Annotated in this window: 20 protein-coding genes; 11 read left to right on the forward strand and 9 right to left on the reverse strand. The window is 59.4% G+C overall.

From position 1 onward, the window contains the following. Positions 1 to 187: 187 nt before the first annotated feature. From ACR0BA_RS03305 to ACR0BA_RS03330, 6 genes are all read right to left on the reverse strand, one after another. Positions 188 to 1,501 (reverse strand): branched-chain amino acid ABC transporter permease, encoded by a 1,314-nt coding sequence (locus tag ACR0BA_RS03305; protein ID WP_480726426.1) that lies wholly within the window; start codon positions 1,499 to 1,501, stop codon positions 188 to 190. Further along, positions 1,498 to 2,508: a branched-chain amino acid ABC transporter permease gene (locus tag ACR0BA_RS03310; RefSeq protein WP_093962081.1), complete on the reverse strand. Its 1,011-nt coding sequence runs from the start codon at positions 2,506 to 2,508 to the stop codon at positions 1,498 to 1,500. The genes ACR0BA_RS03305 and ACR0BA_RS03310 overlap by 4 nt, the downstream gene beginning before the upstream one ends. A 210-nt stretch (positions 2,509 to 2,718) precedes the next feature. Further along, entirely contained in the window at positions 2,719 to 3,270 is a 552-nt protein-coding gene (locus tag ACR0BA_RS03315) for a hypothetical protein (RefSeq protein ID WP_480726428.1), read from the reverse strand. Positions 3,271 to 3,377: 107 nt separating this feature from the next. After that, positions 3,378 to 4,208: an ABC transporter ATP-binding protein gene (locus ACR0BA_RS03320; protein ID WP_170338588.1), complete on the reverse strand. Its 831-nt coding sequence runs from the start codon at positions 4,206 to 4,208 to the stop codon at positions 3,378 to 3,380. After that, the gene (locus ACR0BA_RS03325) at positions 4,205 to 4,993 is read right to left on the reverse strand and encodes an ABC transporter ATP-binding protein (protein WP_093962961.1); all 789 of its coding nucleotides are present in this window, start codon (positions 4,991 to 4,993) and stop codon (positions 4,205 to 4,207) included. The genes ACR0BA_RS03320 and ACR0BA_RS03325 overlap by 4 nt, the downstream gene beginning before the upstream one ends. Before the next feature lie 131 nt (positions 4,994 to 5,124). Then, a complete protein-coding gene (locus ACR0BA_RS03330; protein WP_170338589.1) occupies positions 5,125 to 6,306 on the reverse strand; it encodes an ABC transporter substrate-binding protein in 1,182 nt (393 codons plus the stop codon). Between the two features lie 167 nt (positions 6,307 to 6,473). Here ACR0BA_RS03330 and ACR0BA_RS03335 point away from each other — a divergent pair, with 167 nt between their 5' ends. Both ACR0BA_RS03335 and ACR0BA_RS03340 read left to right on the forward strand, forming a co-directional pair. Beyond that, positions 6,474 to 7,571: a PQQ-dependent sugar dehydrogenase gene (locus ACR0BA_RS03335; RefSeq protein WP_480726430.1), complete on the forward strand. Its 1,098-nt coding sequence runs from the start codon at positions 6,474 to 6,476 to the stop codon at positions 7,569 to 7,571. A gap of 32 nt (positions 7,572 to 7,603) precedes the next feature. Next, the gene (locus tag ACR0BA_RS03340; protein WP_480726432.1) at positions 7,604 to 8,014 is read left to right on the forward strand and encodes a hypothetical protein; all 411 of its coding nucleotides are present in this window, start codon (positions 7,604 to 7,606) and stop codon (positions 8,012 to 8,014) included. 3 nt (positions 8,015 to 8,017) lie between these two features. Here the strand turns inward: ACR0BA_RS03340 and ACR0BA_RS03345 are convergent, their stop codons facing one another. After that, positions 8,018 to 9,022 (reverse strand): GlxA family transcriptional regulator, encoded by a 1,005-nt coding sequence (locus ACR0BA_RS03345; RefSeq protein ID WP_093962075.1) that lies wholly within the window; start codon positions 9,020 to 9,022, stop codon positions 8,018 to 8,020. Positions 9,023 to 9,191: 169 nt separating this feature from the next. Here ACR0BA_RS03345 and ACR0BA_RS03350 point away from each other — a divergent pair, with 169 nt between their 5' ends. Beyond that, the gene (locus ACR0BA_RS03350; protein WP_170339151.1) at positions 9,192 to 10,562 is read left to right on the forward strand and encodes a class II 3-deoxy-7-phosphoheptulonate synthase; all 1,371 of its coding nucleotides are present in this window, start codon (positions 9,192 to 9,194) and stop codon (positions 10,560 to 10,562) included. Positions 10,563 to 10,616: 54 nt separating this feature from the next. Here the strand turns inward: ACR0BA_RS03350 and ACR0BA_RS03355 are convergent, their stop codons facing one another. Then, positions 10,617 to 11,291 carry a PAS domain-containing protein gene (locus ACR0BA_RS03355; protein WP_480726434.1) on the reverse strand — a complete coding sequence of 225 codons (675 nt, stop codon included), beginning with the start codon at positions 11,289 to 11,291 and terminating at the stop codon, positions 10,617 to 10,619. Between the two features lie 237 nt (positions 11,292 to 11,528). Here ACR0BA_RS03355 and ACR0BA_RS03360 point away from each other — a divergent pair, with 237 nt between their 5' ends. From ACR0BA_RS03360 to phoB, 7 genes are all read left to right on the forward strand, one after another. Further along, positions 11,529 to 12,419, forward strand: a complete 891-nt coding sequence (locus ACR0BA_RS03360; protein ID WP_480726435.1) for a YicC/YloC family endoribonuclease — start codon at positions 11,529 to 11,531, stop codon at positions 12,417 to 12,419. Between the two features lie 15 nt (positions 12,420 to 12,434). Then, entirely contained in the window at positions 12,435 to 13,076 is a 642-nt protein-coding gene (gene gmk / locus ACR0BA_RS03365) for a guanylate kinase (protein ID WP_480726437.1), read from the forward strand. Beyond that, positions 13,073 to 13,606, forward strand: coding sequence for a gamma carbonic anhydrase family protein (locus ACR0BA_RS03370; RefSeq protein ID WP_480726438.1), 534 nt, complete (start codon positions 13,073 to 13,075; stop codon positions 13,604 to 13,606). Before gmk ends, ACR0BA_RS03370 begins: the two co-directional genes overlap by 4 nt. 16 nt (positions 13,607 to 13,622) lie before the next feature. After that, positions 13,623 to 14,669, forward strand: coding sequence for a sensor histidine kinase (locus ACR0BA_RS03375; protein WP_170339160.1), 1,047 nt, complete (start codon positions 13,623 to 13,625; stop codon positions 14,667 to 14,669). A gap of 70 nt (positions 14,670 to 14,739) precedes the next feature. Then, a complete protein-coding gene (gene pstB, locus ACR0BA_RS03380) occupies positions 14,740 to 15,519 on the forward strand; it encodes a phosphate ABC transporter ATP-binding protein PstB (RefSeq protein WP_260066122.1) in 780 nt (259 codons plus the stop codon). Between the two features lie 16 nt (positions 15,520 to 15,535). Beyond that, positions 15,536 to 16,237 carry a phosphate signaling complex protein PhoU gene (gene phoU / locus ACR0BA_RS03385; protein ID WP_480726440.1) on the forward strand — a complete coding sequence of 234 codons (702 nt, stop codon included), beginning with the start codon at positions 15,536 to 15,538 and terminating at the stop codon, positions 16,235 to 16,237. A gap of 12 nt (positions 16,238 to 16,249) precedes the next feature. After that, the gene (phoB, locus tag ACR0BA_RS03390) at positions 16,250 to 16,939 is read left to right on the forward strand and encodes a phosphate regulon transcriptional regulator PhoB (RefSeq protein ID WP_480726442.1); all 690 of its coding nucleotides are present in this window, start codon (positions 16,250 to 16,252) and stop codon (positions 16,937 to 16,939) included. A 1-nt stretch (position 16,940) separates the two neighbouring features. Here phoB and ACR0BA_RS03395 read toward each other — a convergent pair whose 3' ends face one another. Continuing rightward, positions 16,941 to 17,852 carry a LysR family transcriptional regulator gene (locus ACR0BA_RS03395; RefSeq protein WP_480726444.1) on the reverse strand — a complete coding sequence of 304 codons (912 nt, stop codon included), beginning with the start codon at positions 17,850 to 17,852 and terminating at the stop codon, positions 16,941 to 16,943. 96 nt (positions 17,853 to 17,948) lie between these two features. Between ACR0BA_RS03395 and ACR0BA_RS03400 the strand changes: the two genes are divergently transcribed. Further along, entirely contained in the window at positions 17,949 to 19,178 is a 1,230-nt protein-coding gene (locus ACR0BA_RS03400) for an acyl-CoA dehydrogenase (RefSeq protein WP_170600540.1), read from the forward strand. The last annotated feature ends 13 nt before the right edge of the window (positions 19,179 to 19,191 follow it).

Consider the following 19,191-nt stretch of genomic DNA (forward strand, 5'->3'; position numbering starts at 1 on the left):
GTGCAAGAACTTTTCTTCTGGGTCAGAGTTTACTCGTTAAGATCGGCGCATCAGGTGAGTGGTGTTTCGAACAATATGCGCCGATATGGTTCATAGAGTGTGAAGCCGTCTATTGATTTTTCAAGCCGCAATCAAGAAACCGCGCCATTCGCATGGCGCGGCCTGACGGTTTCGTGATGAAAGATGTCTACTTCTCGGGGATCAGGCCCCTTGGGCTGAATCTGAGAACAATCAGCAGGATAAGCCCCATCGTGAACAGGCGCACATGTGCCGTGCTTTCGATCAGGTGGGCCTTCAGCGCGCTGCCGTCCGGCATGCTGGAGGTGATCAGGTTCATAAGCCACAGACCGATGGGTTCGACCTCGACCCACAGGAACCAGATCAGAAAGGCCCCCAGGACCGAGCCGAAATTGTTGCCGGAACCGCCGACGATCACCATCACCCAGACAAGGAAGGTGAACCGGAGCGGTTGGTAGGCGCTGGGTGTCAGCTGGCCGTCCAGCGTCGTCATCATCGCCCCGGCAATGCCACAGATGGCCGAGCCCAGAACGAAGATCTGCAGATGACGGCGGGTGACGTCCTTGCCCATGGCTTCGGCGGCGACCTCGTTGTCGCGGATCGCGCGCATCATGCGGCCCCACGGGCTTTTGAGCGCCATCTGAGCCATCCAGAGCAGGATGAGAAGCACGATCAGGAACAGGAATGCATAACCCAGTTTCACCCACAGGGTCGAAGCGGTCACCGGGTCCAGCCCGAATGAGGCTGCACGTTCGACGAAGGACGGGTCGCTCTGCAGGTCAATCTCATAGCCCACGATAGGTGAGGGGCGGGGGATGCCGTAGACGTTCTTGACCCCTCGGGCCAGCCAGTCCTCGTTTTTCATGATCGCAATGATGATCTCGGCGATGCCCAGCGTAGCAATCGCAAGGTAGTCCGAGCGCAGACCCAACGCCGTCTTGCCAATCAGCCAGGCAGCGCCCGCGGCCAATAGCCCACCCGCCGGCCACGCAAGCAGCACCGGAAGATTCAGCCCGCCGATATTTCCCGCAATGGCTGGGTCGATGGCTTCGACGGCAGCGATGCTCGGGTCGAACACCGCGCGATAGACGAAGAACCCGACGACGAGGATTGCGATGATCGCCAGCGTTCGTGCCCGGCCCTTGGGCATTTTTTGCGCGGCCATCACGGCTGCGACAACGGTCGCCGCCCCCAGCAGAAGCGCCAGCACGATCCCGTATCCGCCCGCGGACCAGGCTCCGGGTGTCGGAGGGGTCGAGACCAGCACAACCGCAAGTCCGCCCAGCGCAACAAAACCCATGACGCCGACATTGAACAGTCCGGCAAAGCCCCATTGCAGGTTCACACCGATCGCCATGATCGCGGAAATCAGACCCATGTTCAGAATCAAGATCGCCGTATTCCAGCTTTGAACGAAACCGGTCAGCAGGATCAGCCCGCCGACAATCACGAAAAGCAGGGTGTTTTTGACTGCTTCGTTCATACCGCTTTCCCCTTGAACAGACCTGTTGGCTTGAACAGAAGCACGATCAGCAGAATGACGAAGCTGACGGCGAATTTGTAATCGGTGGACAGGAACTGCACCAGGCCCGAAGGTTCCAGGCTTTCCGGGGCAAGGTAAGTCAGCACCTTCTTCCAGGCATAAGTGATCGTGACTTCGGAAAAGGCGATAATGAATCCGCCTGCGATAGCCCCAATCGGGTTACCCAATCCGCCCACGATGGCCGAGGCAAAGATCGGCAGAAGCAGCTGGAAATAGACGAATGGCTTGAAGCTCTTGTCCAGCCCATAGAGAACCCCGGCCGTCGTGGCCAGTGCCGCAACGATGATCCAGGTGATCATCACCACACGTTCCGGGTTGATGCCGGACAACAAGGCCAGATCCTCGTTGTCGGAATAAGCGCGCATCGACTTACCGGTGCGGGTCTTGTTGAGGAACCAGAACAGCAAGGCTACGGCAACGACGGCGACGATCACGGTGATACCCTGCGAGGTTTTGATCGCAAGCCCCTCATCCAGCCCGGTCATCTTTTTGAAATCCCTCGCAGAAATCAGGAACCGTGCCCCATCCGAGAACCTTTGGTCATCGGGGCCGATGATGAAGCGCACCAGCCCATTCATGATGAACATCACACCCATGGACACGATCACAAGGATCACAGGTTTGGCCTTTTGCTCGCGGTAGAACCGATAGACCAGCCTGTCGGTGATCAGCACCAGAAGGATGCACCCGAGGATCGCAAACGGAAGCGCCAGAAGCGCCGTCGGCAGGGGCCCGAACCCGATCCCTGCGGCCTGAAGACCCCAGGTGACCAGCACGGCAATCATTGCGCCGAAGGCCATCGTATCCCCGTGGGCAAAGTTGGAAAACCGCAGGATGCCGTAGATCAGGGTGACCCCCAGCGCCCCAAGTGCCAACTGGCTGCCATAGGCAACCGCAGGCACGATCACAAAGTTCGCAAGCGCAACAAGCGCATTCAGTAGGTCCATTATGTTCTTCTCACTGTCCGGGTGCGGCTTTATGGCATGACGCCGACAAAAGACACAACAATTTGGAGCATGATTTTTGCGGCTTTGTGCATGTTTTTATGCGGTTTGGCGGACATTCATCACACGCGCTCCAACCGTCTGCCGATCCCCGAAAGAAAAAGACCGCGCCACCATGTGGGACGCGGCCTGAAATCGCAGATGATTGCGGGACTAGGCTCCGGTTTCCATGCATTGGCCGCGGTCATTCTGAAGGACCGGACGGCGAATGGACAGGTTGTAGGACAGATCAGGGCTTTTGACGAAGAAGGTCATGACATGCTGTTCGGTCGCCAGGATGAACGTCATGTTGTTCAGTCCAGGAAACACCTGAGCATCCCCGGTCGTGTCACCGAATTTGACCGATCCCTTTTGCTCGCCTTCAAGCCGTGTCAGCCGGTACTCGGTTCCATCAATATCCGATATGCACACAAACTCGCGTTGCTGAGCCACAGCGCCAGTTGCCAAGTGTGCGACCAGTGCGGCGATCATCCATTTCTTCATTTTGACTTCCAATTTTTGTGCCCCCCAATTGGGGCGCGTTTCGGGGATTGGTGTAGTGGTTCGGGCGCAGCGATATTTTTGAAATTTGACCTGATTAAAGCAGCAGATTGGCATTCCGGGAAAATCCACAGGCTTTTTGAAGCGGTGCGCTGCCAGGAAATAATTTATATTTTTCAGATGCCTAATAAGGGTTTTAAGGAAGAAGGGTGTGGCCGGAAACACCTATTGCCATCTTCTGGCCTTCAATTTTGCGCAAAGCGATCAAGCAAAAGGGCCAGTCGAGAATCCCGACCGACCCCATGAAAAAACCGAATTCTGAAAACCGTCGGTTAGCCGCCCAAAAACGACTTGCGCACTTCCTCGTCCGCCAGCAGTTCCTTACCGGTTCCCGTGTATGCATTGCGGCCTTGGACCAGCACATAGCCCTTGTCGGCGATCTCAAGTGCCTGGCGGGCATTCTGCTCGACCATCAGGATCGGAAGGCCAGTGCGCGACACTTCGATGATGCGGTCGAACAGTTCGTCCATCACGATCGGCGAAACGCCCGCAGTCGGTTCGTCCAGCATCAGCACTTTGGGCTTGGTCATAAGCGCGCGGCCGACGGCCACTTGTTGGCGCTGTCCGCCCGAGAGTTCACCCGCCGCCTGGTTGCGTTTGTCTCTCAGGATCGGGAACAGCTCGAACACCTGTTCCATCGTGTCCGAGAAATCATCCGTGCGGATGAACGCGCCCATTTCCAGATTTTCCTGAACCGTCATCGAGGTGAAAATGTTCTGCGTTTGGGGCACAAAGCCCATGCCTTTGATCACCCGGTCCTGCGGGCTGAGGTTGGTGATGTCCTCTCCATCCAACCGCACCGATCCGGCGCGCACGTCCAGCATGCCGAAAACGGCCTTCATCGCGGTGGATTTGCCAGCGCCGTTGGGGCCGACGATCACGGCGATTTCGCCCTTGTCCACGGCGATCGTGCAATCGTGCAGAATGTCGGGGCCTTTGCCGTACCCGCCGGTCATGGTGTCACCGATCAGGAATGGACCGCCTTCTACCCGGTGGGTCTTGCCGCTGACCCGATGGGCCGGCGTCATTGTGCCGATGCCATGCGTGTTGGTAATCGAGGCGTCCTTGTTGCCCTTGTCGTCCTGATAGGGATTGTCGCTCATGCCCCGGCCTCCAACTGGTCTTTGTTCTTGAGCCCAGTGCCCAGATAGGCCTCGATGACGTGCTCGTTGGCCTTGATCTCGTCCAGCGTGCCTTGCGCAAGCACCTTGCCCTCGGCCATGCAGATCACCGGATCGCAGATCTTGCCAATGAAATCCATGTCGTGTTCGATCACGACGAAGGTATAGCCGCGTTCCTTGTTCAGACGCAGGATCGTATCGGCGATGGTCATCAGCAGGGTGCGGTTCACGCCTGCGCCGACCTCGTCCAGGAACACGATCTTGGCGTCCACCATCATCGTGCGGCCCAGTTCCAGCAGCTTTTTCTGGCCGCCCGAGACCTGACCCGCCTTGTGGTCGGCCAAGTGTTCGATGGTTAGGAACTCCAGCACCTCGTCGGCCTTGGCGCGCAGGGCGCGTTCCTCATCCGCAATCCGCTTGCGGCCGAACCATGTGTTCCACAGCGATTCACCGGATTGGCCACCGGGGACCATCATCAGGTTTTCGCGGCATGTCATCGACGAGAACTCATGCGCGATCTGGAAGGTGCGCAACAGCCCCTTGTGAAACAGATCATGGGGCGGCAGGCCGGTGATGTCTTCGCCATCCATCCAGACCTTGCCGCTGGTCGGAGGCAGAACACCCGCGATCACATTGAAAAGAGTGGTTTTTCCGGCCCCGTTTGGACCGATCAGGCCAGTAATCGAGCCCTTTTCGATCTCCAGCGATGCCCCGTCCACCGCATGGAAACCGCCGAAATGCTTGTGCACGTCCTCGACGACGATCATGTGTTCCCCTGTCCGCGGCTTTCGCGGTTCTTCGTGTTGCCCCATCCCAAAGATAAGGTGGCGCCTTTTGTCATTGAAACAGCCCGGGCACAAGGCCCGGGCTGCTTGGTATCATGCGGTCAGCTGACGGATCAACGGAACTTGACGGTCTCGTTCTTGCCGTCTTTCACTTCGATCTCGCGGTAGGACCCAGCGCTTTCGCCCGGACCGATCAGTTCGACACCCGAAGCGCCGACATAGTCGATGTCCTGACCAGCGGCCAGCAGTTCCAGACCCTTGGCCAGTTCACCCGGATAGATCTTCTCGCCGGGGGCGTTGGCCACATCCAGGATCTTGCCACCGTACTGGGCCGGATCGGCCGACCCTGCGGCCTGCATGGCCAGCATGAACAGCGCGGCAGCGTCATAGCTTTCGGGCGAGTAGGGCGACGAGCCGTCAAAGCCCGCGGCTTCGGCCATCGCGAAATATTTCTCGGCGCCTTCACCGCCGGAACCGGCGATCTGACCAAACGAGCCGTCCAGATCGGGGCCGACATTCGCAGGCAGCGAGTCACCGATCATGCCGCCCGGCAGACCGAACGTGTCGAACGCGCCGCTGTCCAGAGCGGACTGGATGATGCCCAGACCACCCTGATCCAGGTAACCGGCAACCACGAGGATGTCCCCACCCGCCGAGGCCAGTGCGCCGACTTCGGCCGAATAGTCCGCTTTGCCGTCTTCATGTGCTGCAACGATGGTCACTTCACCGCCCACGGCCTCGAACGACGACTGGATCGCGTCGGCCAGACCTTTGCCGTAGTCGTTGTTGGTATAGGTCAGAGCGATCGAGTTGATGCCGCGGTCTTTCAGAATGTCGGCCATAACCTGACCTTCACGCGCATCCGACGGGGCGGTGCGGAAGAACAGACCGTTGTCTTCCATCGTCGACAGACCGGGCGAGGTCGCCGACGGCGAGATCATGACCATGCCATTCGGAATAGCGACGTTCTGCAGGATTGCGCCAGTCACACCCGAGCAGTCGCCGCCGATGATGCCGGCAACGCCATCGGCGATCATGCGTTCGCCGTTCGAGGTGGCCAGGCCGTTGTCGATGCAGCCGGTATCGGCGCGCGACGGGGTGACGGTGGCGCCGCCCAGCAGCTTGCCGGATTCGGTCACTTCGGCCATCGCCAGTTCAGCGCCCGAACCCATTGCCGGGGCCAGTGATTCAATCGGCCCGGTAAATCCGAACAGAACGCCCAGTTTGACGTCTTCGGCCATTGCGGCACCGGCCAGCAATGCGGTTGCTGCAGTCGCAGTAAGCAGCTTTTTCATTAGGTTACTCCCTTGTTGGAACGTATTCGTTCTGAGCAAGACCCTAGGCAAGCTGTTCAGAAAAGAAAAGTCCAAACAGGAATGTGTCTTTTGGCTGAACAACTCTATTTGTTTTCTAGGGTTTGGTTCCCGGGCGGCTCATTCTTACCGGGATTGGAGCGATAGATATGATCAGGGTTTTCACGATTCTCATTCTGATGATTTGCGGCAGCGTCGCGTCGGGCGAGTCATTGAAGACATCCGCAGGCGAGGTCTCGGTCACGACCATGCTTGCCGGCCTCGATACACCCTGGGCGATCGGCCTGCTGCCGGATGGCAGTTTCTTGGTCACCGAGCGCGACGGCCAGTTGCTTTTGGCGCGTGATGGCAAGGCCACCAAGGTCCGGGGCGTTCCGAAGGTCGCGGCGCAGGGGCAGGGCGGTCTGCTGGACGTAACCATCGCCCGCGAGTTTAACCGCACCAGAGAGGTGTTTCTCACATTCTCGAAGCCGCAGAGCGGCGGGGTCGGTACGGCGGTTGCAGTGGCGCGCCTGTCCGAGAACGGCAAGCGGCTGACCAACCTGAAGGTGATATTCGAAGCCGTTCCCGGGGGCTCGGGCGGCCGGCATTTCGGATCGCGCCTGGTCGAGGCGCAGGACGGGACGCTGTTCATCACTTTGGGGGATCGTGGCGATAGGCCAAGCGCGCAGGACCGCTCGAACCACATGGGGACGGTCATTCGGATCAACCGCGATGGCTCGATCCCGGCGGATAATCCGTTTGTCACGCAAGATGGCATCCGCCCCGAGATCTGGTCCTTTGGTCATCGCAACCCGCAAGGCGCTGATGTTGATACGAGCGGCCGGTTGTGGGTCTCGGAACATGGCGCAAAGGGCGGGGACGAGGTGAACCTTGTGAAACCCGGCGCCAACTACGGTTGGCCGGCCATTTCCTACGGGAAGCATTATTCCGGAGAGAAGATTGGCGAAGGCACCAGCAAGGCCGGAATGGAACAGCCGCGCTTGTATTGGGATCCGTCCATCGCTCCGTCGGGCTTGATGGTCTATTCGGGCGGGATGTTTCCCGAATGGCGCGGTGACATTTTCGTGGGCTCGCTGAAATTCGACTATATTGCACGATTGTCCGGAAACCCGTTGCGCGAGGTCGAGCAGATCAAAGGCGCCGAGACCGAACGGGTCCGTGACATCGTGCAGGCCCCAGACGGTGCGATCTGGTTCATCTCGGTCGGGCAGGGTGCGGTTTACAGGATTTCCCGTTCGTCCTAGGAGTGCAGCGATACACTTCTAAGAGGATTAATATGTTCCGCATTCTCGCAGCGATATTTTTGTCCCTTTCGACACTTCCCGCCGCGGCCGACGAGGTCTTTCCGACCTATGCCGGTTACGAAACTTTCGTCGACACCAAGATCAAGAACCGCGAGTTCTCGAACGTCATCACCCGGTTGGGCGGCGCCGACGATTACACGCCGCAGCAGATGCAAGTCCTGCAAGGGCAGCTACGTGACCTTGTTCCGTACTACCTGACCAATGCCGACGTTGCCAAACGGGTCGAGCTTGAGAACGGGTTCGCGCAGGAAATGCGGATCTATTGGAACGACAAGAACAGCTATCTCTACTATTATGCTCTTTTGCATCAACGCGACGACGGCGTGCTAGTTCTGCAGTTCAGCATCAACACACGCGCCGAGCCCATTCTGGGCATGTTCTAGGCGTCAGACCGACAGCCGCCCGCTCTGTGTCCCACGCTCGCGATAGGGCGTGGTGTTGTAATGCGCGCGGTAGCATTTCGAGAAATGGCTGGGGCTGGCAAAACCGCAGGCCAAGGCCACGTTGATCACGCTCATGTCGGTCTGCATCAGCAGGTTGCGCGCCTTGTGCAACCGCAGTTCCATGTAATAGCGCTTGGGCGAACGGCTCAGATACCGACGGAACAACCGTTCGAGCTGGCGGGTCGACATGCCAACATCCTTGGCGAGGATCGAGGGCGAAATCGGCTCCTCGATGTTCTTCTCCATCATCAGGATGACCTGGCTCAGCTTGGGGTGACGCACGCCGATCCGCGTGGGCGTCGACAGGCGCTGGGTGTCCTGATCGGTGCGGATCGAGGAATAGATCATCTGGTCGGCCACGGCATTGGCCAACTCCTCGCCGTAATCATCGGCAATCAGTTTCAGCATTAGGTCGATTGACGAGGTGCCACCGGCCGTTGTCATCCGGTTGCCGTCGATCAGAAAGACGGATTTCGTCAGTTCGACGTTTTCGAACTCTTCCGCAAAGCTGTCGGCGTTTTCCCAGTGGATGGTGGCCCGCTTGCCGTCCAGCAGGCCGGCCTTGGCAAGGGTATAGGCCGCGGTGCACAAGCCACCGATCTTCAGACCTTTGCGGGCCTCGCGGCGCAGCCAGTTCAAGACCTTTTTGGTGGTCGCCGCCTGAACATCGACGCCGCCACAAACAAGGATCACCTCGTCCCGCTGCAGTTCGTCCAGGTCGCGGTCAAGCTCGAACGTCGTGCCGGCCGAGCAGGTGACGACCTCTCCGCCTTCGCCGGCCAGCGACCAAGTATAGATCTGCTGATCCGCCATACGATTTGCAATCCGAAGGCTGTCCAGTGCCGAGGCAAAAGACAGCAACGAAAACTTGTCGAGCAACACGAATACGAAATTGAGCGGCTTGGCCGCGCGCTTGTCCACAGTGACAACTTGGCGTTGCTCTTGCATGGCGAACTGTCCTTGATTCGGCGGGCCGAGGCCCGAGGCCTGCGGCGAATTTGACCGACACCATGCTCAAAGCTTGTTTCCGACGTCAAGAGGCGCAAATCGGATATGGTCTCTGGTCTATGGATTTTGTATAGAGACCACCTGAATTACCTCAGCGGAGATCAAAGCTATGACCGAGTGGCAAAAAACGAACTGGCGCAGCAAGCCGCGGGTTCAGATGCCAGACTATACCGACGCGGCCGCGCTGGCCAAAGTCGAGGCCAAGCTTTCGCAGTATCCCCCGCTGGTTTTTGCGGGCGAGGCCCGGCGTCTGAAACAGCACTTGGGCGCGGCCGGCCGTGGCGAGGCCTTCCTGCTGCAGGGCGGGGACTGCGCCGAAAGCTTCGACCAGTTCAGCGCCGATGCGATCCGCGACACCTTCAAGGTGATGCTGCAGATGGCGATGGTTCTGACCTATGGTGCCAAGGTTCCGGTGGTCAAGGTGGGCCGTATGGCTGGCCAGTTCGCCAAGCCGCGCAGCGCGCCGACCGAAGTGATCGATGGTGTGGAACTGCCCAGCTACCGTGGTGACATCATCAACGAACTGGCCTTCACGCCCGAAGCACGTATCCCGAACCCGGAAAAGATGCTGCAGGCCTATACCCAGGCTGCGGCCACTCTGAACCTGCTGCGCGCGTTCTCGACCGGCGGTTTCGCGGACATGAGCCGTGTGCATTCCTGGACCTTGGGCTTTACCAACGAACAGGACGTGCAGAAATACTCCGAGATCGCCGACCGCATTCAGGACACGATCGACTTCATGGAGGCCGCCGGTATCACCGCGGATACCACCCATGAATTCTCGACCGTCGAGTTCTACACCAGCCACGAAGGACTGCTGTTGGAGTACGAAGAAGCGCTGACGCGACTGGATTCGACTTCGGGCAAATGGCTGGCCGGCTCGGGCCACATGATCTGGATCGGCGATCGCACCCGTCAGCCCGACGGCGCGCATGTCGAATTCTGCCGGGGCGTGCTCAACCCGATCGGCCTGAAATGCGGCCCGACGACAACGGCCGAAGACCTAAAGGTTCTGATGTCCAAGCTGAACCCGGACAACGAAGAAGGCCGTCTGACCCTGATCGCGCGCTTCGGCGCGGGCAAAGCGGGCGAGCACCTGCCGCGCCTGATCAAGGCCGTCAAGGAAGAGGGTGCCAAGGTGACCTGGGTCTGCGACCCGATGCACGGCAACACGATCAAGTCGGCCACCGGCTACAAGACCCGTCCGTTCGAATCGGTCCTGCGCGAGGTGCGGGATTTCTTCGGCGTGCATCAGGCCGAGGGCACGATCCCCGGCGGCGTGCATTTCGAGATGACCGGTCTGGACGTGACCGAATGCACCGGCGGCGTCCGTGCCGTCAGCGAAGAGGACCTGTCGGACCGCTACCACACCGCCTGCGACCCGCGTTTGAACGCATCGCAGTCGCTGGAGCTGGCGTTCCTGGTGGCTGAAGAGCTGACCAACCTGCGCCGTGACCGAAAGGACCGCGCGGCAAGCTGAGGCATGTCGGATTGAAACGCAAACGGCGGGCCCTCGGGTCCGCCGTTCTGCTTTTCACTCGTCGCGAGAGAATATCAGCCGCAGGTGTTTCGCCGGTCTCTGGAAATCGGTCTGATCCTCGGCAAAGCCCGCCTCAACAGGCCGGCTGTTGTGGGCTTGATCCTGAATGTTCACGAGTGCGCGGATCCGAGTGTCCTCGATTCCGAACCGTCGCGGCGTAGCGCCGATCGTGCCATCGCTGACCATCACACCCAGCACCCGGCTGACATCCCCCAGATCGCTTCTGAGGGGCAACAGGATCATGTGGGCCTGCAGCCGCGTCCGGCCGAGCTTGCCTTTTGAAACAAGGCTGAACTCACCGATCGCCGGAGCGGCGAACACCTCTTCCAGCGCCTCTGACACCTGATCACGGGCGCTGGGATCAAAGAAGGCGGTCAGAGGCATTCCGCGCACCTCCATCCCCGCTATCTTGTTCAGATGACTTCCCGCCAGTCGAAACCGGGCGAGGCCGGGCGCGATGCGTTCCAGAATGAATGTGTATTCCAGAATGTTTTCGAGGCCGCGTGGGTCGATCTGGGAACGCTTGGGAACGCCGTCGCCGCTCAGCAGCGCGGTCCAATACGCCTCAGCCTGACGGATGGGGGACAGACTGCGCCCACTGTCAAAGCGATCCATTGCGATGATCTTTCCAGCTTTCGACCCGGAACCATTCCAGAAGAAGGTTTTCATTACCATGCACCTCGTGTCGATTGGCGGCCATCCGGTCCGTGCGCCATGCAAAGCGATAGCGGCCGACCCATCCTTCGACTGACAGATTGACACGGGTTTATTCAATTTTGGACCAAATCTTTAAGGAATGGTTAACTTCTTGCGATGAATTGCACATCCGGCAAGGTCTTGCCCTATGGGGTACGATAGCTTTAGGTGCAGCAGAACAAGGCTGCGCAGCAGTGGGAAAGGGCAGGCATGATCAAATCCATGACCGGTTTTGCATCCGGAAAGGGCGCATTGGGGCCGCACAGCTGGAGCTGGGAACTGCGCAGTGTCAACGGCAAGGGTCTGGACATGCGGTTGCGGGTGCCGGACTGGCTGACGGGACTTGAGGCTGCGCTGCGCGCGGATATGTCCAAACAGATCAGCCGGGGCAACGTGACGTTGAGCTTGCGCGTCGCCCGCGAAGAAACCGCCGCCGAGCTGAAGCTGAACGAAGGCGCAATGAGCGCCGCGCTGGATGCGTTGGCGCAGGCCGAGGAATTGGCGGTCACTAAGGGCGTCGCGCTTGCACCGTCAAAGGCCAGCGATCTGCTGATGCTCAAAGGGATGCTGGACGCAGCAGCCGAAGACAACGATCCCGCGCCGCTGGTCGAGGCGTTGAAATCCGAATTTGGCAGCCTGCTGGCCGAGTTTGTGACAATGCGCAGGGATGAGGGGCAAGCCCTGGCTTCCATCCTGTCGGCCCAGTTGGATCAGATCCAGACCCTGACCGAGCAGGCCACCGAGCTGGCCGAGCGGCGCAAGGACGCCATGGCCGACACTCTGCGCCAGAACCTTGCGCGGGTCATGGAAAACAGCCAGGGCGCCGATCCCGACCGGGTGGCGCAGGAGTTGGCTCTGATCGCGGTCAAGGCGGACATCACCGAAGAACTGGACCGCCTGGCCGCGCATGTCGTAGCCGCGCGCGCTCTGCTGGAGCAGGAGGCCCCGGTCGGCCGCAAGTTGGATTTCCTGATGCAGGAATTCAACCGCGAGGCCAACACGCTGTGCTCCAAATCCCAGAATTCGGACCTGACAACGATCGGACTGGAGTTGAAGGCGGTGATCGATCAGTTGAGAGAGCAGGTGCAAAATGTTGAATAAGCAAGGAAAAGTGTAATGGCGAATCGCCGCGGTCTACTCATCATCCTTTCGTCGCCCTCGGGTGCCGGAAAATCCACTTTGGCCCGTCGCCTGATGGAGTGGGACACCGATCTCGAGTTTTCGATCTCGGCCACTACCCGCGCCCCGCGCCCGGGCGAGGAACATGGACGCGAATACTATTTTCTCAGCGAAGATGATTTCCGCCAGCAGGTGTCAAATGGTCAGATGCTGGAACATGCCCATGTGTTCGGCAATTTCTATGGCTCACCCGCTGGACCAGTGCGCGAAGCGATCCAGAGCGGGCGGGACGTGCTGTTTGACGTAGACTGGCAGGGTGAAGTGCAGATCCGGAATTCCGAGCTGGGCAAACATGCTTTGTCCATTTTCATTCTACCGCCATCGATCAAAGAGCTGCGCCGCCGGCTTGAAACCCGCGGTCAGGACAGCGCCGACGTCATTTCCAAGCGCATGATGAAAAGCTGGGACGAAATCAGCCATTGGGGATACTACGACTATGTGTTGATCAATGACGATCTGGCCGCAACCGAGGAAAAGCTGAAGACGATCGTCAGCGCCGAGCGGATGCGCCGTATTCAGCAGCCCCGGTTGCAGGATCACGTCCGCGCCCTTCAATACGAATTCGAGAGCATGTCATGACCATTTACGCATTGGGACAGGACGTCCCGCAGATCCACGAAGACAGCTGGGTTGCACCGGACGCGAACCTGATCGGCAAAGTCGTCCTTGAGCAAGGTGCATCCGTCTGGTTCGGGTGCACGATCCGAGCCGATCACGAAGAAATCCGCGTGGGCGAGGGCAGCAACGTGCAGGAGAACTGCGTGATGCATATCGACGCTGGTTTTCCTCTGACGATCGGAAAGAACTGCACCATCGGCCACAAAGTGATGCTGCATGGCTGCACCGTCGGTGACAACAGCCTGATTGGTATGGGAGCCATCGTCCTGAACGGCGCGAAGATCGGCCGGAACTGCCTGATCGGGGCAGGGGCCCTGATCACGGAAGGCAAGGAGATCCCCGACAACTCGCTGGTGATGGGAGCCCCTGGCAAGGTGGTCCGGCAACTGGACGAAGCGGCGGCCCGGCGGATCACGTTCAGCGCGCTCCACTATCAAGAGAACATGCGCAAGTTCCGGGAAACGCTGACGCCCGTTTCGCCCGTCGCATAGGTCCTGTGAACCGGTCATGAGCAACGAACTGCTTGCCGAAGTCGTCTCTGCTTTGCCGATGCCCGCATTGATGGTCGATCAGACCGAGCGGATCATCGCCTCGAACGCGGATGCGCGTGCGCTGTTGGGCCGAAACATCGACGGTCGCCATTTTGCGACGATCCTGCGACAGCCGCAGGTCATCGAAGCGATGGAGAAAAGCTTGCGGAGCAAGGGGCCGGCCAACAGCCGGCATCTGGCGAACGACGGCGCACAGGACACTGCGTTTCAGGTCCACTGTCGGTACATGCAGGGCGTTGGCGCGGTTTCCGGTGGCGCGGTTCTGGCAACGTTCATGGATGTGACCCACCTTGAACAGGCCAGCCAGATGCGCCGTGACTTCGTTGCCAATGTCAGCCACGAACTTCGTACCCCACTGACCGCTCTGATGGGCTTCATCGAGACTTTGCAAGGACCGGCGAAGGATGACGCGGCGGCCCGGGACAGATTCCTGAAGATCATGACAGCCGAGGCCAACCGGATGAACCGTCTGGTCGGTGACCTGCTGTCGTTGAATCGGGTCGAGAGCGAAGAGCGCGTTCGGCCAAGGCAGCAGATTGAACTGATCGAGCTGCTGCGCGTGACGCTCGAGACGTTGCGCCCCTTGGCGGATGACGCGGGCGTTTGCCTGTCTCTGAGCGCCCCGGATAACCCCGTTCGCCTTCCGGGCGACAATGACCAGCTGCGGCAGGTCTTCACCAACCTGATTGAAAACGCGATCAAATATGGCGGCAGCGGTGGCGGTGTCGATGTGCAAGTGACGGTTTCAGATCAGGATACCGCGATCCGGGGACCGGCCGCCCGGGTGAGGGTCATCGACAAGGGCCCTGGCATCGATCCGGTTCATCTGCCTCGACTTACCGAACGGTTTTACCGCGCCGACAGCCACCGCTCGCGCGAGTTGGGGGGGACGGGGCTGGGCCTGGCTATCGTCAAGCACATCATCAACCGCCACCGCGGTCGGTTGCGGGTGGAAAGTGATTTGGGAAAGGGCGCGGTGTTCACCGTCATTTTGCCCATGTAAGACTGGCGCGTGATAGGCTAGGAACGGTCAAGCCGAGTACTCGGACCAAAAAACGAAGGACCCGCCACCCGTGGATAGCGCATTGGAAACCGAAACCCTCAAGGTCTCAGCCAGGAACGTGAACGTGTTCTATGGTGACACGCACGCCATCAAGGACGTGAATGTAGAAATCCAGGACAAGACCGTTACGGCGTTCATCGGGCCCTCGGGGTGCGGCAAGTCTACCTTTTTGCGGTGTCTGAACCGGATGAACGACACCATCGACATCTGTCGGGTCGAGGGTGAAATCCGCCTGGATGGGGAAGACATCTATGACAAGCGGATCGACCCCGTGCAACTGCGCGCCAAGGTCGGCATGGTGTTTCAGAAACCCAACCCTTTTCCAAAGTCGATCTATGACAACATCGCATACGGCCCGCGCATTCATGGTCTGGCCAAGACCAAGGCCGAACTTGACGAGATCGTCGAGAAATCCTTGCGCCGCGGCGCCATCTGGGACGAGGTGAAGGATCGCCTGGATGCCCCTGGTACTGGTTTGTCAGGAGGGCAACAACAGCGCCTGTGTATCGCACGCGCCATCGCCACGGCACCCGAAGTTCTGTTGATGGACGAGCCCTGTTCGGCACTGGACCCGATTGCCACCGCCCAGGTCGAAGAGCTGATCGATGAACTGCGTGAGAGGTTTTCGGTCGTGATCGTCACCCATTCGATGCAACAGGCCGCGCGCGTCAGCCAGAAAACGGCGTTTTTTCACTTGGGCAATCTTGTCGAGTTCGGTGATACCGCCCAAATCTTCACCAACCCCGAAGACCCGCGTACCGAAAGCTACATCACCGGCCGCATCGGCTGAGAACAGGTAAAAGACCATGAGCGAACAACATATTGCATCTGCCTTCGACCGCGATCTTGAGGCGGTTCAGGCCCACATCATGAAAATGGGTGGTCTGGTCGAAGCCGCGATTAAAGGTGCGGCCCGTTCGCTGGAAACGCGGGACGAGGAGCTTGCGCAGCAGGTGCGGCAGGGCGACAAGGCGATTGATGCGCTTGCGGACCTGATCAATGAGGAAACCGCCCGGGTGATCGCTCTGCGGGCGCCCACCGCCGGCGACCTACGGTTGGTGCTGTCCGTTCTCAAGGTTTCGGCCAACCTGGAACGCATCGGCGATTACGCAAAGAACATCGCCAAGCGCACCACCATTTTGGTCGAGGCCAACCAGATCGGCGGCAGCACCGCCGCACTGCGCCGCATGGCGCGTGAGGTTGAGCGGATGCTGCGTGACGCATTGGACGCCTATATTCAACGGGATGCTGAGTTGGCCCGTGACGTCATCGATCGGGACCAGGAAGTGGATCAGATGTACAACGGCCTGTTCCGCGAGTTGCTGACCTTCATGGCAGAAGACCCGCGCAACATCACGGCCTGCATGCATCTGCATTTCATCGCCAAAAACATCGAGCGGATGGGCGACCACGTCACTGCCATCGCCGAACAGGTGATCTATCTGGTGACCGGCGAACGGCCGACCGAAGCCCGCCCGAAAGCAGACAACACCTCGCAATCTCTGTAAGAGGTGGCCGGCATGCCAATGGGCCAGCCGACTATCCTGATCGTCGATGATGAGCCCGCACTGCGCGAGGTGCTGGCGTACAACATGCAGTCCGCCGGGTACGAAGTGGTTCAGGCGGCAAGCGGCGAAGAAGCCCTGGTGCTGGTCCAAGAGGTGGCGCCTGATCTGATCGTTCTTGACTGGATGATGCCCAATCTCAGTGGGATCGAGCTGTGTCGTCAGCTAAAGGCACGCCCGCAGACCCGCGCGATTCCGATTATCATGCTGTCGGCGCGGTCCGATGAGGCGGACAAGGTGCGCGGTTTGGAGACGGGGGCCGATGACTATGTAGCCAAACCGTATTCGATGGCGGAACTGATGGCGCGGATCCGAGCTCAACTGCGTCGGGTACGCCCGGCGGCGGCTGCGGAAACCCTCGAATATCACGACATCGTCGTGGACCTCGAAAGCCACAAGGCCAGTCGGGCGGGCAAGCCGCTCCGGATGGGGCCAACCGAATTCCGGCTGCTTTGCACCTTCATGGAAAAGCCGGGGCGCGTGTTCAGTCGCGATCAGCTATTGGACCGTGCCTGGGGGCGCGACGTCTATGTCGATTCCCGCACCGTGGATGTCCATATTGGTCGATTGCGCAAGGCTTTGACGGCGTTTGGCGGAGCCGACCCCCTCCGAACGGTGCGAGGTGCTGGATACGCGCTGGATTAGCCTATCTGGGCAGAGTTTCGTCGTTTTGGGCCTGAGACGCCAACCAGTGACGGAAGCGCCGAAGTGTCGGATCTTCGGACTTTGAGCTTGGCCAGACCAGGTAATAGGCCCCCATGGTTTCAACCGGATCCTTGCAGGCTGCAACAAACCTGCCGGTCGCCAGGTCTTGCTCGATCAGATAGTTGGGCAGCAGGGCGACGCCCAGCCCATGCAGGGCGGCTTGATTAATGGTCGTGAATTGATCGTGCAACGTACCGGGCAGGGCGCCCGTGTGCGGAACGCCCATTTGCTTGAACCAGTCTTGCCAGGCGCGCGGGCGGGTCTGGATGTGAAGTAGGGGCAGTTTCAGCAATTCGCGCGGATCGTCCGGTGCGCCTCCTGGCAGCAGCGAGGGGGCACATACCGGCAGAACCCTTTCCACCTTCAGCAGCAGACGATCGGTTCCGGGCCAATCCGGTTCCCCGAAATGTAACGCAGCATCAAAGGGTTCCGACGAGAAATTGAAAGGCCTCAGGCGCGTGGACATGTTGATGGTGATGTCAGGATGCAAACGGGCAAAATCCGGCAGCCGTGGCACCAGCCAACGCATTCCGAATGTCGGCAGGATTGCCAGATTCAACGTTCCACCCACTGGCGCGACGTGTAGTTTCAGGGAGGCCTGCGCAATTTGGTTCAGACCTTGCCGTATTTCCGCGACATAGTCCTGCGCCACCGGCGTCAACGCCAATCGCTTCTTGTCACGCAGAATGAGTTGCACGCCCAGTTGGGTCTCGAGCGTCTGCAGTTGCCGGCTGACGGCGCTCTGGGTCAGCGCAAGCTCTTCCGCGGCGGCCGAGGCGGACCCCAGCCTGTCCAATGCTTCGAGCGCGCGAAGCGAAGAAATTGACGGAAAAAGTCGACGAGGCGTATCCATCTATGCGTTTTACTCATGAAAACTTGCAAATGTCTCGCTGTTTTTTGCGTAAATTGCAGGGTAGGGTGCGTATGAACTTCAGTTTGGAGCCAGAAGATGAACGCCCCCGACACCAAACCTGCATTGCGCGCAAAGGATGCGCCCGATCTTGGCCGCTTTACCTGGGACGATCCGTTCCGCCTGTCTGATCAACTGACCGAGGATGAACGCCTGATCGCCGACAGCGCGCGTGCGTATGCGCAGGAAAAGCTGCAGCCTCGGGTAACTCAGGCGTTTCAGAACGAGGAAACCGATCCTGAAATCTTCCGTGAGATGGGCGAAATGGGCCTGCTGGGCACCACCATTCCCGAAGAATACGGCGGGATTGGCGCCGGTTACGTCACCTACGGTCTCGTCGCGCGCGAGGTCGAACGTGTGGATTCCGGCTATCGCTCGATGATGTCGGTGCAAAGCTCGCTGGTGATGTATCCGATCTATGCCTATGGCAGTGAAGAGCAGCGCCGGAAATACCTGCCGAAACTGGCTAGTGGTGAATGGATCGGTTGCTTTGGCCTGACCGAACCGGATGCGGGGTCTGATCCGGCTGGAATGAAAACCCGGGCAGAAAAGATCGACGGCGGCTACCGTCTGACCGGCAGCAAAATGTGGATTTCAAACGCGCCAATCGCCGATGTGTTTGTAGTATGGGCTAAGTCCGAAGCGCATGACGGAAAGATCCGCGGCTTCGTACTGGAAAAAGGCGCCAAAGGTCTGAGCGCGCCCAAGATTCAAAACAAGCTTAGCCTGCGCGCGTCAATCACCGGCGAAATCGTGATGGATGGCGTGGAGGTTGAAGAAAGTGCCTTGCTGCCGCACGTCCAGGGCCTGAAAGGGCCGTTCGGATGTCTGAACCGAGCGCGCTATGGCATCAGTTGGGGTGTCATGGGGGCCGCAGAATGCTGCTGGCACGCGGCTCGTCAGTATGGATTGGATCGCAAGCAGTTCAATCGTCCTTTGGCGCAGACACAGCTGTTCCAAAAGAAACTGGCGGACATGCAGACCGAAATCGCGTTGGGCTTGCAGGCCAGCCTGACAGTCGGACGGTTGATGGACAATGCCGAAGCTGCGCCTGAGATGATCTCGATCATCAAGCGGAACAATTGCGGCAAGGCGTTGGATATCGCGCGGATGGCGCGGGACATGCATGGTGGCAACGGGATCTCGTTGGAGTTCCAAGTCATTCGTCACATGGTCAACCTTGAGACCGTCAATACCTACGAGGGCACGCATGATGTTCATGCGTTGATCCTGGGGCGGGCGCAGACCGGGTTGCAGGCATTCTACTGATCCGCAATCTAAA

This window comes from Ruegeria sp. CI5 (assembly GCF_056536885.1).

Excerpts from the sequence above, each read along its gene's own strand:
- ACR0BA_RS03350 (WP_170339151.1), top strand. The coding sequence starts at position 9,192 with ATGACCGAGTGGCAAAAAACGAACTGGCGCAGCAAGCCGCGGGTTCAG.
- ACR0BA_RS03375 (WP_170339160.1), top strand. The coding sequence starts at position 13,623 with ATGAGCAACGAACTGCTTGCCGAAGTCGTCTCTGCTTTGCCGATGCCC.
- ACR0BA_RS03320 (WP_170338588.1), bottom strand. The coding sequence starts at position 4,208 with ATGAGCGACAATCCCTATCAGGACGACAAGGGCAACAAGGACGCCTCG.
- ACR0BA_RS03360 (WP_480726435.1), top strand. The coding sequence starts at position 11,529 with ATGATCAAATCCATGACCGGTTTTGCATCCGGAAAGGGCGCATTGGGG.
- gmk (WP_480726437.1), top strand. The coding sequence starts at position 12,435 with ATGGCGAATCGCCGCGGTCTACTCATCATCCTTTCGTCGCCCTCGGGT.
- ACR0BA_RS03355 (WP_480726434.1), bottom strand. The coding sequence starts at position 11,291 with ATGAAAACCTTCTTCTGGAATGGTTCCGGGTCGAAAGCTGGAAAGATC.
- ACR0BA_RS03400 (WP_170600540.1), top strand. The coding sequence starts at position 17,949 with ATGAACGCCCCCGACACCAAACCTGCATTGCGCGCAAAGGATGCGCCC.
- phoB (WP_480726442.1), top strand. The coding sequence starts at position 16,250 with ATGCCAATGGGCCAGCCGACTATCCTGATCGTCGATGATGAGCCCGCA.
- ACR0BA_RS03370 (WP_480726438.1), top strand. The coding sequence starts at position 13,073 with ATGACCATTTACGCATTGGGACAGGACGTCCCGCAGATCCACGAAGAC.
- ACR0BA_RS03325 (WP_093962961.1), bottom strand. The coding sequence starts at position 4,993 with ATGATCGTCGTCGAGGACGTGCACAAGCATTTCGGCGGTTTCCATGCG.
- phoU (WP_480726440.1), top strand. The coding sequence starts at position 15,536 with ATGAGCGAACAACATATTGCATCTGCCTTCGACCGCGATCTTGAGGCG.
- ACR0BA_RS03395 (WP_480726444.1), bottom strand. The coding sequence starts at position 17,852 with ATGGATACGCCTCGTCGACTTTTTCCGTCAATTTCTTCGCTTCGCGCG.
- ACR0BA_RS03310 (WP_093962081.1), bottom strand. The coding sequence starts at position 2,508 with ATGGACCTACTGAATGCGCTTGTTGCGCTTGCGAACTTTGTGATCGTG.
- ACR0BA_RS03335 (WP_480726430.1), top strand. The coding sequence starts at position 6,474 with ATGATCAGGGTTTTCACGATTCTCATTCTGATGATTTGCGGCAGCGTC.
- ACR0BA_RS03305 (WP_480726426.1), bottom strand. The coding sequence starts at position 1,501 with ATGAACGAAGCAGTCAAAAACACCCTGCTTTTCGTGATTGTCGGCGGG.
- ACR0BA_RS03330 (WP_170338589.1), bottom strand. The coding sequence starts at position 6,306 with ATGAAAAAGCTGCTTACTGCGACTGCAGCAACCGCATTGCTGGCCGGT.
- ACR0BA_RS03345 (WP_093962075.1), bottom strand. The coding sequence starts at position 9,022 with ATGCAAGAGCAACGCCAAGTTGTCACTGTGGACAAGCGCGCGGCCAAG.
- ACR0BA_RS03340 (WP_480726432.1), top strand. The coding sequence starts at position 7,604 with ATGTTCCGCATTCTCGCAGCGATATTTTTGTCCCTTTCGACACTTCCC.